This is a genomic window from Taurinivorans muris (assembly GCF_025232395.1).
Taxonomy (GTDB): Bacteria; Desulfobacterota; Desulfovibrionia; order Desulfovibrionales; family Desulfovibrionaceae; genus Taurinivorans; species Taurinivorans muris.
Map to the genome: position 1 here is coordinate 799,271 of NZ_CP065938.1, position 16,275 is coordinate 815,545.

Annotated in this window: 10 protein-coding genes; 8 read left to right on the plus strand and 2 right to left on the minus strand. The window is 43.0% G+C overall.

The window, feature by feature from the left end; genetic code table 11:
• Nucleotides 1-2 precede the first annotated feature (2 nt).
• On the minus strand, nucleotides 3-4,268 hold the full coding sequence (locus tag JBF11_RS03805; protein WP_334316054.1) for a translocation/assembly module TamB domain-containing protein: 4,266 nt from the start codon (nucleotides 4,266-4,268) through the stop codon (nucleotides 3-5).
• Nucleotides 4,268-6,289 carry an autotransporter assembly complex protein TamA gene (locus JBF11_RS03810; protein WP_334316055.1) on the minus strand — a complete coding sequence of 674 codons (2,022 nt, stop codon included), beginning with the start codon at nucleotides 6,287-6,289 and terminating at the stop codon, nucleotides 4,268-4,270. Before JBF11_RS03810 ends, JBF11_RS03805 begins: the two co-directional genes overlap by 1 nt.
• A gap of 118 nt (nucleotides 6,290-6,407) precedes the next feature.
• Between JBF11_RS03810 and JBF11_RS03815 the strand changes: the two genes are divergently transcribed.
• The 8 genes from JBF11_RS03815 to JBF11_RS03850 all read left to right on the plus strand — a co-directional run bounded on the left by JBF11_RS03815 (nucleotide 6,408) and on the right by JBF11_RS03850 (nucleotide 16,239).
• Nucleotides 6,408-8,174 (plus strand): formate--tetrahydrofolate ligase, encoded by a 1,767-nt coding sequence (locus JBF11_RS03815; RefSeq protein WP_334316056.1) that lies wholly within the window; start codon nucleotides 6,408-6,410, stop codon nucleotides 8,172-8,174.
• Between the two features lie 12 nt (nucleotides 8,175-8,186).
• Nucleotides 8,187-9,488, plus strand: a complete 1,302-nt coding sequence (locus tag JBF11_RS03820) for a tetratricopeptide repeat protein (RefSeq protein WP_334316057.1) — start codon at nucleotides 8,187-8,189, stop codon at nucleotides 9,486-9,488.
• A gap of 24 nt (nucleotides 9,489-9,512) precedes the next feature.
• Nucleotides 9,513-10,286 carry an AMIN domain-containing protein gene (locus tag JBF11_RS03825; protein WP_334316058.1) on the plus strand — a complete coding sequence of 258 codons (774 nt, stop codon included), beginning with the start codon at nucleotides 9,513-9,515 and terminating at the stop codon, nucleotides 10,284-10,286.
• A 1-nt stretch (nucleotide 10,287) separates the two neighbouring features.
• Entirely contained in the window at nucleotides 10,288-11,412 is a 1,125-nt protein-coding gene (mtnA, locus tag JBF11_RS03830) for an S-methyl-5-thioribose-1-phosphate isomerase (protein ID WP_334316059.1), read from the plus strand.
• Nucleotides 11,409-12,101 carry a class II aldolase/adducin family protein gene (locus tag JBF11_RS03835; protein ID WP_334316060.1) on the plus strand — a complete coding sequence of 231 codons (693 nt, stop codon included), beginning with the start codon at nucleotides 11,409-11,411 and terminating at the stop codon, nucleotides 12,099-12,101. The genes mtnA and JBF11_RS03835 overlap by 4 nt, the downstream gene beginning before the upstream one ends.
• The gene (gene mtnP, locus JBF11_RS03840) at nucleotides 12,094-12,849 is read left to right on the plus strand and encodes an S-methyl-5'-thioadenosine phosphorylase (RefSeq protein ID WP_334316061.1); all 756 of its coding nucleotides are present in this window, start codon (nucleotides 12,094-12,096) and stop codon (nucleotides 12,847-12,849) included. Before JBF11_RS03835 ends, mtnP begins: the two co-directional genes overlap by 8 nt.
• A 30-nt stretch (nucleotides 12,850-12,879) precedes the next feature.
• Entirely contained in the window at nucleotides 12,880-14,085 is a 1,206-nt protein-coding gene (locus JBF11_RS03845) for a dicarboxylate/amino acid:cation symporter (RefSeq protein WP_334316062.1), read from the plus strand.
• A gap of 105 nt (nucleotides 14,086-14,190) precedes the next feature.
• The gene (locus JBF11_RS03850) at nucleotides 14,191-16,239 is read left to right on the plus strand and encodes a glycosyltransferase family 2 protein (protein ID WP_334316063.1); all 2,049 of its coding nucleotides are present in this window, start codon (nucleotides 14,191-14,193) and stop codon (nucleotides 16,237-16,239) included.
• The last annotated feature ends 36 nt before the right edge of the window (nucleotides 16,240-16,275 follow it).

The window sequence follows — 16,275 nt, forward strand, 5'->3', positions numbered from 1 at the left end:
AATCAATAATCATATTTCCATTGAAATCCGACTTCGCTGTCTTCTGTTCCAAGCTTTGTGCCAACGGAAAAGTTCTCGTTCATTTCATATTTTAAAACCCCTGAAGTGTCAGGCGAATTGACTTCCTGCTCCAAGCCGAGATACAGATTGTTCTTCAAATATTTTCCAAGCTGTATGCTTATTTCCTCTTCCCCTGACGAGCTTTGCCTATTGTCGACGGAAATAACGTCCAGACCGAACAAATTCTTTGTCGTTCCTGTTATTCCCGCGCTCACATCAAACCCTACCAAGCTCGCCAGAACTGTTGCCAGACGGATTTTTTCAAAATCGCTCAATTCCGACATGGAACGTGAAAATAAAATATGGGCGAGCACTTCATCGGAGGGCAAATGCGGACTGCTGCTTATCTCTATTTTAGGGCGCAATGCCATTCCTTTCAAGGAAATAAACGATTTCACCCCGCCTCCGTTATGTTCCAGTTTCAAATCCACAGTGGGAATAACCGGCGTTGAACCGTCAAAAAGAATTTCTCCCTTATTCAATTTGAGTTCGCTGTTTAAAATAATCATCCGCCCTTTCCATGCCCGCAAATATCCTTTGACCGCGGGGTCCTGCAATTTTCCGAATACGGACAGATCACCGCGCCATAAGGTTTCAATGCCCGGGGCATAAACCCCGAGCTGCTTCGGAATATGCACGGCTATGTCGAGATTGCCTTGGGAACCTGCTTTTTTCCTGCGTATTCTTACGGAAGAATCTTCCACGATATTCAATTTCGGAATGGAACTGGTACGGATATTTTCCAAATGCACTTCCGCGTCTTCAACAGTGATATCACCATGGATTTTCGGATTTTCAATCATCTCTCCGGCTGTCACAATCCCTGACAGCCGCACGTTGAAATCATTGCGGTAAAAAGGACTGAAATTGGCTAAAACGGTTTTTAAATCCACTATCAACGCAGAATGTTCTGCCTGTCTTATTTTTCTTTCCCGAACCCTTTCATTTTCTTTTTCACCTTTTTTTTCATCCGTGGCAAAATACGGCTTATACTTTCCGTGATACAAAAACGGAATATCGAAACTTCCTGTTGTGATAACAGTTCCTTTACGTCCGTCCTTAGCGGAAAACCGGACGGTCCCATGCCCTTTTTGCAGCTTGCTTTCAAAATTCAAGTCCGTAAGCAAGATGCCAAGTATCAAATCCTGATATTTTGCCCGCTTCGTTTCCGCCTCAAAATTCACATCAGGCCGTGAAAGCGTTCCGGAAATATTTCCCTTTAAATCAAGTTCCCCTTCCAAACTCCGTCCTTCAAGAGGCACATAGCTCCAAAGCGTTTTCAAACTTCCCGTATACGCGAACTTCCCAAGAACGGGACGATTTTTGGAAACCGTTAATAAAGGTGAATATTGCAAAGGTATCTGCAAAGAAAAACCGGCTTCTTTCACACCATATTTATCCTTGTCCAACATATCCAGCTTAAGGTTCGCCCTGTGCTCCTGCCCTGCCTGCACAATATTCCCTTTCAGGGAAAAAGACATTTTAGGGCTGGACAACGTTTGAAAATCTTTCAAAAGCATTTCCAATTTTCCTTGCGGAGAGCGGGAAGAGCCTGACATGCCGAAATTTGCGGTCATAACGCCTTTGAAATCCTGCGGGAGCATGGACAAATCAATATCGTTCGCCAAGCCTTTGAAATTCAAACTGTTTTCTGTTATTTGCCCGCCAAATTGCAATTTTCCCTTAGGGACGACATTAAAAACCATTTGCCCTATGTCGATTTTGCTTGGCGAAAGATAAAAGCCCGCCTTTTTCTGCAGCCGTATTTCCGTTTTTTTGTAAGGATATGCAAAAGAGAAACTGTCCAAGCTCCCTGAAAGATATTCAAAATTTGTTGAAAGCGCGGCTTTTGCGTCAAAATTCGCGTCGCCGCCGAACTTGCAGCGTAAAGCCATTTTATTGAGCAAGCCTTGCAGGGAAAGCGAAAAATCCGTTATTTTTCCAATGTCAGCAAGTTCCATTGAAGCCATGCTCACCGCGCTGTCCACAAAGGCGTTCTTCCACAAATCATCGATACCGAGCTTTGCCTGAAAATTCTCCCATTCGTAAAAAGAATACAAGCCCTTATCCGCAATCAAAGAAAAACGGACCTGCTGCCCTTTCGCCCCGGTGTTGTTAAATTCGGCAAGATACGATAAGCCCTCTGCCTGCAAGGGCAGGAAAAAAGCGTTTTCAAGAGCGGAAGTATCCGCCATTTTTCCTTGAATTTTACCGGCAAAAGCGTAATCCTCCTCGATTGTTTCAGGCAAATCGATGTGCAGTGCTCCGTCCACGCTTATCCCGAACAAACTGCCCCGAATTTTGGTAAAATCGACAAACTTGTTTTTATTTTCGCCAAGACCGAGAACTTTCGGACTCATACGGATTTCAGAATTTAAGAAACTATGTTCGTCCATATAATCGGCTTTAAAAGACAAAAACAGTTTTACAGGATAATTTACGGCACTATGGAACAATTCCCGCATTCTTTCTATGGAAGCCGCATACTGATGTTTTTGGTACAAAGCCCGCATTTTTTCAATATCAAGCGGAATAATGTCAGCGTCTTTTTCAAATCCTTCGCTCTTCAGCGTGAATTGCAAATTTTCAAGTTTGTATTCACGGGCATTGGCACCTTCCTTTTTACCCAATTCACCGGGATATGCAGCGGCGAGCAGCTGCGGTATTTCTGTCTGAATGATAACGTGCGGATTTTCAAGCTTTCCGCTGATATTGAGTTTGCCTGCCAAATTGCCCTGCACGGTCAAATTGTTAGAATCCAAAAAAGAAAAACTTTTAATATTGAATACGGAATTGGCAAAAATTTCCCTTGAAACGGCAATATTTGTTTCGGATCGGATATTTTTTGCCGTAAAATTTACGTTCCTTGCAAAAAAGCGGGGCAGCTGCCTGGTAAAAAACTGCACATCGAACTGTCCGTCCAAGCTTTGTTCGCTTCCGAGCAGTTCCCTGAGCATAGGATGAACAAATTCCATAGTTTTAAAATAAACACCGCACGCAATGCGGACATTTTTATTAGGAATTTCCCCGCCGTCAGCAGCTGCGTCAGCAAAAGGGATATTGGGATCGACGGTAACGGTTTCCCCGGTTTCTGGTTGGACAATCTGCATTTTTTCCAATTTTTCCCCTGTGTCCGAAACGGAAAACGTATCCAAATCAATAGTTGCGGAAATATCGGAATTATCCAAAACGCCTGCGATAACAGGTTTTGCATTCAACGCAATTTGCCCTTTAAACGGTTTTGTCTGGCAGCGGGCTGAAATTGTGGCTGTATCTTTCAGATATTTCTCATCAAAAGCGGACATATCGGTTTCCAATGCGAAATCCTCAAATGTTCCCACAAGCTTGGCTGATATTTTTGATGACGCCCGCGTTGATTGCCCAAGCCCTGCAAATTCTTTTGCCAAAGCGATGAAAAGCCCGTGTTCATCGGCATAATCGAAAGAAAACCGTATCGCTTCGTTTGGCAGCATATTGAACAAACTTTCCATATAAGCCTGCTGTTCCTTATATCTGCCTGCAATATCAGCCTCAAATTGAAAAAGTTCTTTTTCAAGGCTTGCCGATACGTTTCCCTCAAAAACAAGGGGACTGTCAAAAAATGTTTCCTCAACACCGCGCACGGTTTTAAGACTGTTGAAAACAGCAGGACTTACGGCGATATGTTCAAAAGAAATATTGCTTATCAGCACGGAAGGCATATGTTTATTAAATAACAGCGCATGGATTTGCTTAAACTTTTCTTGCAAACCGACTGTCTCTTCCTGACTTTTTTCTTGCGAAACAGGCAAAACAAGTTCCGGAACACGTGAAAAATCGCCGTGTTTGAACTCTATGCAGGGAACTGCTATCCGATACCGCAGCAAAGCCGATAACCGGCTGTGCGCATTCAACGCTTCCAAATGAAAAAAAACACCGTTCCCGTCTTTTACGCCTATATCCCGTATCCGCACGGAAAAAGGCAGATTCAAATCCAAATCTCCGATTTCTATCTGCAAAGAATAAGGAGAAAGCACGGCATTGACTTTTTCAACGGCATAGTTCCGTATGGCGTTTTCCGCAAACTGAAAACGCAGACACACAAAAAAGACCGTAAGGACAGTTATGAGTCCGACAAAAAATAAACCTATATATTTCAAACCGCTGCGTATATATTTCTTCATCCGAACATGTTCCGTTTGAGAGTTTTCCGTTTTGGGGTTTTTCATCAAAACGCCTGCCCTATGCTGATATATAATTGAAAATCGCCTAAATTTTTATTCTCGCCAAATTCATAGGCGTCAGTCAAAGGAACGGCAATATCAAGACGGACAGGACCTATGGGGGTATGATAACGAAATCCTATGCCGGCTCCGAGAGCGAGTTTTTCCGAAAAATCCGGCTTAACCTCTTCATAAACCATGCCGCCGTCAAGAAACGGAACAATCGCCAAATTTTTTGTTATATTTTGCCGTATTTCACTGTTGAATAAAAAATAGGAAATACCGCCGTAAGGGTCGCCGTTTCCGTCATGCCTGCCGATTTCCTGATGTTCAAACCCGCGCACGGAACCTCCGCCGCCTAAAAAGAAACGCTTGCCGCGGGGAATTGAGCTGTCCCCGCCAAACATGGTCCCGATAGCTCCTCGCACGGCAAATACGGTGGAGCTGCTTAGAGGAATATACACTGCTGCGTCAAACTCCGTGACAAATGCTGAAAATTCCACATTGCCGAAACCTTGCATGGGCATAAGCTTGAGTGAGGCGGCATATCCTTTCGTCGGATTTATACGGGAATTGCGGTTATCATATTTCAAAGTGTTTTCAAACGATACGGAAGCATATTCTTCGCCCTGCCATTTTTTAGGAATGATATAATCAGCGTTGATCATGCTCTCCAGCCACCATTTCTCGTGGATTTCCCTTTCAATACCAAATCCAAATTCCGCAAACTTTTGATTATACGCGTCCGTCTTTTCATACCCCGCACGGGAACGGACGATAAAATTCTGTTCTCTGTATCCGAAAGCGGGTTTTTTAAAATTCGCTCCAAGATACAGTTCTTCATCTTTTAACGGCACGGACAGCTTCAATATTTCGCCGTTTCCAAAAAGATTTCGATGTTCCCAAGAGGCTTCAGCGCCTAACCCCTGATCCGTGGAATAAAAGAAGGTCCCGCCGACACTGCGCTTTTTCCCCTCTTTCACATTGAGCAAAACAGGCAGTTTAACAGGCGCCAAAACAATATCCTTATTCTTTTCCTCTTTTTTATCTTCTCTGTATTTACGGTTATGTTCACGGTACACTTTTTTATCATATCCGATCTGAACACTTTCAAACAAACCGGTTTTTTGCAGAATATTACGATATTCAATTAAATACCTGTCATCCCAAACCGCCCCCTCGCGCCACGGGCAAAGCTTTAAAATATATCCGGAAGAAACTTCAGAATTTCCCTGCAAATCAACACTGCCAAGTATAGCCGGCAAGCCTTGGTTGATAAAAACCGTGCCTTTCAATTCTTTTTTTTCCGTATCGATACTGTAAGCGGAAGATACGACCCGCGCATCGGGATATCCGTTGTTTCTCAAAGGAGCGGGAAGCTTTCCGACAGCTTTATTGATGTCTTCCGCAATAGCAAACTCCGTGCCCGCATGCAATTTTTTTTCAAATTCCGGAACAACATAAGGCACATATTTTTTAAATATGCTTTCCCTTTGATTTTCATACGTTAAAAAATATTCCGGCAAAACAGTGCTGTGGGTATATTTCACAGCGATCTTGCTGATACGGTATTGCTCGTTCGGATAAAGCCTTATCCGCACATGTTTTTTATCCTCTAAATTTTCAATATGATATTTTGCGGTTCCGGAATAATATCCGTAAGCTTCCAACACTTCTTTCGCAATCCCTATGTCATTGTTGACACGGCGTATCAACGCAAACTCATTTTCAATAGCTTGCTTTTTCAAAAACTCCAGCTGGCTGTTTTTCTGAATTAAAGACAAAATCGCCTGTTTGGTTTCCGGCAAAACATAATCGGTATTTTCCGAAAATTCGAATTGATATGTATACGCTATCCGCCTTTGCTTTTTCTCCTGCAACACATCTTTCGTATCCTCCTGCAAAGCGGGCTTTTCTTGGTTCTGCCGTTCTGCTGGCAATTCATCTTTTACCGCGGAAAAAGCCTCCCGCCCTTCAAAAAGCAGGCAAAAACATAAAACGATACAAAACAAAATTCCCTTTTTCATCGTATTCACTATTAAAAACAATTTCTTATTTTTTATCGAAAAATTCCCTGATTAACAAGCTAGATTATTCTTTAATTTTATGCTATGCTCATTGTCAATGAAAATTTGCGAGGACACTATGAATATTAATCCTACTCAAATGGCTGACTGGGAAATTGCCGATCATTTTGAAAAAAACATGCTCAAAATTTCTGAAATCGGCAAAAAACTCCGGCTTACGGAAGACGAACTCTTACCTTTCGGGCATTATATGGGTAAAATCGATTATCAAAGCGTTCTTGAAAGACATAAAAATACAAAAAACGGCAAATATATCACCGTAACGTCCATAACCCCCACCCCGTTAGGCGAGGGAAAATCCACGACGACCATAGGACTTTTGCAAGGGCTCGGCAAACGGGGCAAAAAAGTCGCGGCAGCCATCAGACAGCCCTCCGGCGGTCCGACTATGGGCACAAAAGGTTCCGCCGCAGGCGGCGGGCTTTCCCAATGCATTCCTTTAACGCAATATTCCCTCGGATTTACGGGCGACATCAATGCCGTCACCAATGCACACAACCTCGCCATGACCGCGCTTACCGCCCGCATGCAGCATGAAAGAAATTATGATGATGAAACGCTGCTCCGACTGAGCAAAAAAAGCCGCCTCAACATCGACCCGAAACGTATCAATATCGGCTTTGTCATTGATTTTTGCTGCCAATCCCTGCGCAATATCATTATCGGTCTTGGCGGCGCCAAAGACGGCTTCACCATGGAATCCCATTTCGATATCTCTGTCGCTTCCGAAATTATGGGGATTTTAGCGATATGCAACGATTTAAAAGACATGCGCGAACGTATGGGAAAAATCATTGTCGCTTATGATAAATACGGCAAACCGGTCACAACACGCGATTTACAGGTTGACGGCGCAATGACGGCTTGGCTTGTTGACGCCATTAAACCAAATATCATACAAAGCCTTGAAGGACAGCCCGTTTTCGTGCATGCAGGACCTTTCGCCAATATTTCCGTCGGGCAAAATTCCATTATCGCCGATAAGGTTTCCCTCAAACTCAACGATTATCATATTACGGAGTCCGGCTTCGGCGCCGACATCGGCTATGAAAAAATGTGGAACTTAAAATGCCATTACAGCAAGCTCGCCCCTGACGCCGTTGTCATTGTCGCGACAGTGAGAGCATTGAAAAGCCATGGCGGAGCGCCTGAATTTGTCGCAGGACGTCCGATGCCCGAAGAATATAAACATGAAAATATCGAATATGTCGAAAAAGGAACGCAAAACCTGCTTCACCATATCAACATCGTCAAACAATCCGGCATAAAACCCGTTGTTTGTATCAATGCGTTCGTAGCCGACACACAAGCGGAAATAGCGAAGATTAAAGAGTTATGCGAAAAAGACGGCGTGAGAGTAGCCGTTTCCAACCACTGGGCAGAAGGCGGAAACGGAGCTTTGGAACTTGCCGATGCCGTTATCGACGCCTGTGAAGATAAAAATTCCTTTACCCCGCTTTATCAATGGGATATGCCCATAACAGACAGAATTCATACCATTGCGAAAAATGTTTACGGCGCAGGCGCTGTTGAAATCGCCCCCGCTGCGAAAGAAAAAATCGCAGAATTTGAAAAACAGTATGATACGAAAGAACTTGGACTTTGCATGGTCAAAACAAGTCTTTCCCTTTCCGACAATCCGAAACTTAAAGGGGTTCCGAAAGACTGGACTCTGAAAATCCGAGATGTCCGCTATTATGGCGGAGCAGGTTTTGTCGTCCCTGTTTCCGGTGATATCAGCCTTATGCCCGGCACCGGCTCAAATCCCGCGTTCACAAAAATCGATGTCAACACGGAAACAGGCAAAGTCTACGGAATTTTCTAACATGGGCCCGACATGTCCGAATTTCAATTTTTAAACATATATTCAGGAACTCCTCCTCAAGGAAAAGCAGGCTCGAATTCAGAGCCTGCCCTTTGGAATGTCTATCTCAATAAAGAAGAAAATGCCTACCTTATCCAAAAACTTGACGGGAATAATAAACCGACAGCGGAAAAATACAAAATATCCCCGACCTATTTCGGAATAAATTTCAGACAAGTCAACAATTCCGAACTGAAACATGCTGTCGATAAAAATCTCGGTCAACTTGGCGTTGACAAAGAAAAAAACGAATCTTTTTTGGATTCCCTTTTCAGCAGCCGTTCCGCTTTCAGCGCCACAGTGCAAAAATCAAAAAACGGGAAGAAAAAAACAGGGGAATTTGCCTTTCAAACAGGAAAAGAAAATCAGCAAAGCCAACGCAAAAAAACAGACAGCGCCCCTGCCGGCAATGTGCCTGACAAAAAAGTAACCAACGAATTTCAATTCAATCTCGGTGCGCAGTCAGCCGAAAAGGCAAGCCGGAATGATAAATCGGCTATAAGGGATTTTGGTCTTGAAACACTTCCAAACCCGGAAGAAATGGAAAAAATGCTCCGGAAAGAAAACGCCCAAGGAACAATAAACCGGGAAAATACAACAAATTCTGCAAGCAATTTTTCAGAACAAGAAAACGAAGAAAAAATCCCCCTGATCAATCAAGAAAAAAAGAGCACCACCGAACACGGCAGTTCCATTGACCCTATTCCTTCAATAAAAAAAATCGCAGAACACGAAGAAATCCATAACGCTCCCGCATCCATTGCAAAACAAAGCCCCGCGGCGTCCAAAACAAAAGCCGTAGACGCCATTACAAAAACAGAAGAAGCATTGCTTCCTGCAAAAGGCGGTGCTTTGTCCATTTCTGAAAAAGCTCAAAAATTAGACACCGGCATGCGTGCGGAATTTCAAGTGAGCATGAACCATTGGAATTCTGCAAAAAAAAATCTCGCTCTGCGGCATTTTAATGAACTCATCAGCAGACAAGCAGATTTTGTTCCCGCGCATAAGCATATGTTTACCGATTTTGCCATCCAGCTTAGGAAAATCAACCAGCATGAGCTCGCCCTCAGCTCCGCAACCCGCTGCACAAAACTGAGCCCTGACGACAGCCATGCATTTTTCAATGTTTCAAGGCTCTATTATGAACTCGGACGGTACGATGAAGCAAATCGCTTTATTGACGGCGCTCTCGAACTTGAAAGCAATCTGGAACCTGCCCTCCGCCTGTCGGATGTGATAAAAGAATGCATGCGCCGGAAAGCGAAAAATAGATAAAACAAAGATAAAGAGGATTCAAACATGAAAAAAAATATGGTCTATCTAGCAACAGGAATTGTATTTTTCATTTTTGCTGTCTGTATCGCCTATGTTTTCACCGAACCGACAAAATCACAGGAACAACAGGAAGCAGCCCTGCAAGAGCAGGACGCTTCCCGACTGAATACCCAAGATACCGAAAAAGCGATGCCTTCTGCCGATTCGCTTGTTTTTAACGCTCAAAACAATACCGCCCAAATCACAACACCGCCGGCGGAAGAAAACACAGAAGAGGAAAATATACAAAAAACGGCTGAAACAGCGGCAAATCCGGAAACCCCTCCCGCCCTTGCGGAACAAACACAAAAAAATGATGGCAAACCAAGCCCCGCTGCTCCTGCTTCCGGAGAAAAGCACCTTAAAGAACCAAAACAAACAGTGCAGGACAAACTTCCCGTGCCTTTTATTGCGGACTCTTTAAAAACCCGCACAGTTTTGGAACCAAAGAAAAATGCGAATACTATCGTTTACACGGAACTTATGATGGACGGCAACCGCGTAGGGCTTGTTTTTGAGGGGGATAAACCCATAAAGCCAAAAACATTCCGCCTCGGCAATCCTGACCGTGTCGTAGTCGATATTGAGGGATACTGGATTTTAAAACTTCCTCAGCTTATCAGCAACCGTATGGTGAAAAATATCCGTTCCAGCGCCCAAAGGGATAAGACGAGAATTGTTTTTGATTTGAAAACGCCGGTTTCTTCTTCCTTATTATACAGGATACACAGCAGAAAATACCAATTGGTTTTTAAATAATATGCGTATTCAAAACAAACATTACACAAGCATTTGGCTGACCGATGAAGATGAATTGCAGATTATTGACCAAACCAAACTTCCTTATCAATTTGAAATAGCTACTTTAAAAAGCAATTCCGATGTTTGCCGGGCCATTTCTTCCATGCAGGTCCGAGGTGCCGGTCTTATCGGCGTGACGGCGGGGTACGGAGTCTATCTTATTGCAAAAAATTTTCCGAAACAAAAAAATTGGAAACAGTATATGCGGGAGGAATGTGACAAACTTTTAAAAACCCGGCCTACTGCGAAAAATTTATCCTATGCGTTGGAACAGCAAACAAAAATTTGGCAAAATGCCGCACATGACGAAGCATTGCCGAAGCTAAGGAAAAAAGCGCTGGAACTTGCCCGGGAAGACATTGATTTTTGTAAACGCATCGGCGAACACGGAAAAGAAATCATTGCGAAAATCGCCCAAAGGAAAAACGGGCAGCCGGTCAATATCCTTACCCATTGCAACGCAGGCTGGCTGGCGTTCACGGATTACGGCTCCGCCCTTTCTCCTGTTTACACCGCCTTTAATGAAAATATTCCCGTGCATGTTTTTGTCGATGAAACAAGACCGAGAAACCAAGGCGCAAGCTTAACGGCTTTTGAACTTGCCGAACAGGACGTTCCCCATACCCTCATCGCCGACAATGTGGGCGGACATCTGATGCAGCACGGCATGGTCGACCTTGTGCTTGTCGGTGCCGACAGAGTCACGCGCAGCGGCGATACCGCCAATAAAATCGGAACATACCTCAAGGCGCTTGCCGCCCACGACAACCATGTGCCTTTTTACGTCGCCCTGCCCTCTTCAACCTTTGATTTCTCCCTTTATGACGGAGTGAAAGAAATAGTGATTGAAGAAAGAAATGCGCGGGAAACCGAATATGTCACAGGCTATTACCATAATGCCGATAAGGAAAAACTGATACAGGAAGTAAGAATTTGCCCGGAAAAAACCAAAGGACTCAACTTTGCGTTCGATGTCACCCCCCATACGCTCATCACCGGGCTTATCACGGAACGCGGTATTACGGAAGCTAATGAAAAGGCGATTTCAACCCTTTATCCGGAAGCAAAAAAATTTATTCAATGAAAACGCAAGAGCAAAACAAAATTTTACCTGCTGACGGATATATAAAATTCCAATGCAAGCACACGCACGCAGTATGGAATAGTGAAGCTTTGCCCGTTACCGCAGCGTTCATGGCACGGTTTGAAGAAGCTGACGCTTTTAGAACGGAAGTTTTCGACCAAGGCTTTATCGGAATATATGAAAATGGAATCGGGTACGGCAACCTTTCTTTCCGCTATGGAGAAAATTTCGTAATCACCGCCAGCGCAACAGGCGGAGCCAGAGAACTCGGCATTGACGGTTATACTTTTGTGAACAAGGTTGAACTTTCCCAAAACACCGTGCACAGCCTGGGACCGCTTCCGGCAAGTTCCGAAACCATGTCCCATGCAGGCGTATATCTTGAAAGTCCCCTTGCGAATTATGTTTTACATATTCATAATAATCTGCTATTCAATATATTGAAAGAAAAAAATGCCTTATCCACATCAGCAAATATTGCATACGGCACTGTTGAAATGGCGGAAGCGATACGCACTATTGTAAAGCGAAATCTTTCTGAAGCGATTATTGTTATGCACGGACATGAAGAAGGTATTTTAATCTACGGAATGAGCCTTGCTCATCTCAAATCGCAACTTGTTTTTTTATGCCAAGAAGCGAAAAACGAACTATGCGCCCAATGCAAAAAAGGAGGACATAATGGTTAAGATTGCCATCATCGGCGGCAGCGGATTAGAAAAATCAAGCCTTATCCAATCCGTTTCCACAAAGGAAACGGAAACAAAATGGGGAACCCCCTCTTCTCCCATTACGGAAGGAATATTGAACGGTGTGCCTGTGGCTTTTTTATCAAGACACGGCTATGATCATTCCATTCCGCCAACCCAGGTGAACAACCGTGCAAATATCGCAGCATTGAAAGAAATAGGCTGCACCCATATTTTAAGCAGCACGGCGGTCGGCTCGCTGAGGGAAGAAATCCACCCGGGACATCTTGTTATTCCCGACCAATTCATTGATTTTACAAAGCATAGAATTTGCACATACCATGAAACATTTAGCGACGGTATCAAACACTTAAGCATTGCCGATCCTTTCAATGAAAGCCTCAGGCAAGACCTTATCCATGTCTGCGAAAAACTTAAATTCGAGCACCACAAACAGGCGACTGTGGTAACCATTGAAGGTCCCCGTTTTTCAACTCGGGCAGAATCCCAAATGTTCAGAATTTTAGGTGCAGACATCATCAACATGAGTATCGCGCCTGAAGCCATTTTGGCTGCCGAACTCGGCATTCCCTATGCAACCATCGCTATGAGCACGGATTACGATGCATGGCGCGAAAACATCGCCCCTGTATCTTGGGAAGAAATCAAAGAAGTTATGAAAGCAAATACGCAAAAAGTACAACAAGTTTTTGCAGAAATTGTTTCTCTTATCGCTTCACATCAATAACAACATATTCTTACACTTTGGAGGTTGGCAGTGAAAATTAGCCTTACTAGTCAAATGTTGCTTGCATTATTCGCAGGCTGTATCTGTGGTCTCGTTGTTCCGCATTTAGGTATTGACCCAAGTTATTTCAAACCGTTAGGTGATATTTTTATCAACCTCATCAAAATGCTTGTCGTTCCCCTTGTTTTTGCGACACTGGTAGCTGGCGCCGCCGCTGTCGGTGATGTGAGCAGACTTGGAAAAATTGCGATAAAAAGCCTTATCTATTATACGGTGACAACGGTTTTCGCTGTTTCAATCGGCTTAATCGTAGCCAATATTTTGCAGCCCGGAAGCGGTGTTGAAATCAGCCAAAATGCAAGCAATACCATTTCCGTTGCCCCTCCTTCCCTTCTTTCCGTTTTTATGGGTATCATTCCGACAAACCCCGTAAAATCAATGACCGACGGAAATATGCTTCAAATTATTTTCTTTGCGGTTTTCCTTGGGGTCGCCATCAGTTCCCTCGGCTCAAAACATAACCATATCCATCAATTCTTTGACAGCCTTGCAGAAGCCATGCTCAAGCTTACCTCCATGGTCATGATGTATGCCCCTATCGGTGTTTTCGGTTTGCTTACCTATACGGTCGGAACTTACGGCGCAGAAGTTTTACTGCCGCTTCTCAAACTCATCATGGTAATGTTTGTCGCCTGCATCATTCATATTTGCATCATTTATCTTCCTTGCATCAAGTATTCAGGCGTTCCTTTAAAAAAATTCTTTAAGGAACTCACTTCGACTATCTTGGTTGCGTTTTCCAGCGCGTCCAGCGCCGCAGCCCTTTCCAGCAACTTGCAGAGCGTCCAGCGCTTAGGCGCTTCCCGTCCGGTATCCAGTTTCCTCATTCCTCTCGGAAACACTATCAATATGGACGGCACGGCTATCTATATGGGTGTCTGCTCCATTTTCGCAGCGACATTCTTCGGCATAGACCTTACTTTCGACAAGCAAATCCTTATCGTTATCATTGCCATGCTCGCTTCTGTCGGCACAATGGGTGTTCCGGGCGCAGGCGTGATCATGATTTCCATGGTCTTCACCCAAGTCGGCATTCCCTTGGAAGCTATCGCCCTTATTGCAGGCATCGACCGTGTTCTTGATATGATGAGAACAACCCTCAACGTTCTTGGTGACGCAACAGGCGCTCTTACTGTTTCAAAAGCGGAAAACGATATGCACCCTATTCAGGAATAAATAAAACATCTCCCTTATCGGTTCACGTCCTGATAGGGGAGATGTTTTATTTTAAACTTCATGTAACACATAAGCAGATTTTCCTATTTTTTACAGGCAGTTCCTATGTTAAAAAACATTTATATCCATATCGGCAACTTTGCCACAAATTTCGCTCTACGCCGTTTTTGCCGTCAACACGAAACACTTCTTGCAAAAAACAATACACATTACATCGCACTGCACGACTTATTTCCGGAACTGCCTGATTTCACACATACCCCGGCATGGTATCATGAACTGTGGATTCATGAAAAAATAAAAAAACACTTTGCCCACATAACTTTTCCGACTGAACAAGAAATCAATGCCCAACTGGAAAAATTCATCCGGCACAACAAAACGGAAAATATTATTCTTATTTTGCAGGGAAACCTTCTACCAAACTATTTCCCCGCCCTTCTTTTGCTGAAGAAAACATTTACGACAGCACAATTCCATATCGAAGAAAACAGCATAGTCTTAGAGCGTGAATTGGAATGTGCATACAATGTCAACCTGCTTGATCTGCGTGGTTTCATTCTAAAACTAAATGATTACAACTCACTGGCATTTATCAATTCTCTTAATTTAAAAGTAACTTATTCGAAACACTCTTCTTCTTTGCAATCCCTTTTGAATGCAAGTACCGCCCAACATGTTTTTTCTCATGAAATCGACTGCTTAAAACGGTTCTTGACATTTATTCATATCCCCTGCAGCCATGACTATTTTTTTCCAAACACATTCCATCCGAAAATTCTTGCCTTTATCATCGCCCTGAAAGAATGCATATCCAATGATTTTATAAATTTTTACAATGAAAACAAGCTATTGGAATATCAACAAAAAGAAAACAACCTTTTTACATATTGCCATGAGATTGATGTAAAAGAAATAAAAAATTTTGAAAGAAACGCAACTCCTCCCGTTACAAACACAGCCGTACACTATACGGACTGCAGAGACAGTTCTCTTAGAATTGATTTTAAAAACGCGTGTGAAATAGCAAAACTGCTTAGCCCCATTATGCGTCAATTTCTTTTAAAAAATGTCGATAACGAATATGTTCCCTATTTGCCTTATTCAAGTAAAATCGCCTACGCGGCTCTTTTGCTTGCGGAACACATGATTGATGAAAAAAAAGCCAAAGAGCTGCTGCAAACAACAAAAGGAAGAATTAACACCGGCACGGAAAAATACAGCAAAAATCCGCTGTTAACCGTTTATACCCCAACCTATAACCATAAAGAATATATAAAACAATGCATTGAAAGCATTTTAGCCCAAAAAACCAAATATCCGTTCAAACATTTGATTATTGACGATGCATCAACAGACGGAACACAGGAAATACTGAAAAAATACGCTCAGAAATATGAACATATCGAATTGATATTGCATAAGAAAAACAACATGCAACTGGCATTTCATCATTTCCCGCAAAATGCGGCAACAAAATATGTCGCATGGTGTGACGGCGATGATTTTTATCTTGATGAACATAAACTGGAAGAACAAATTGAAATTATGGAAAATAATCCTGATTACGGGCTTTGTTTTCATAGAACCTATCATTTATATGAGGACGAACACTGCATAAAAAAAATCCACCCCCAAGACTCCATGCTTCCGAACGGAGTGCAAAAATACTATTTACCGCAAGATATCATTGTCACCAATTTACTCCAATCAAGTTCGGCGATGTATCGCTGGCTTTATGCGGATTCTCTTCCTTGCCATGCCGCAATAAATGTTTCGCCCATGGACTGGGCGCTCAATATTCTGCATGCCCACAAAAATAAAATAGGCTTTATCAATAAACCTATGAGCATATACCGAAGGCATAAAAAAGCCTATTACTATGAAACAGAAGTCAATATCGCGAAACACGTCATCAAAGGCTGCCCCAGAGAAATAAAATTTTGCACCACTATCGATAAAGCGACCAATTATCAATACCATGACCTTTTCCTAAAAAAAATGGCCATAATACTTGATACGTTTTACAACGATATCGATATCGTCGATTTTGACAAAGAACAATACAGCAAGATAAAGCACGATTTGGAAGAACGATTCCCGCATATCATAAAAGAAGTGAAAGTTTTTTTAAACAAATACGACCAACAATGAACCATTTAAAATATCATGCTTTTTCCTTTTAAAATA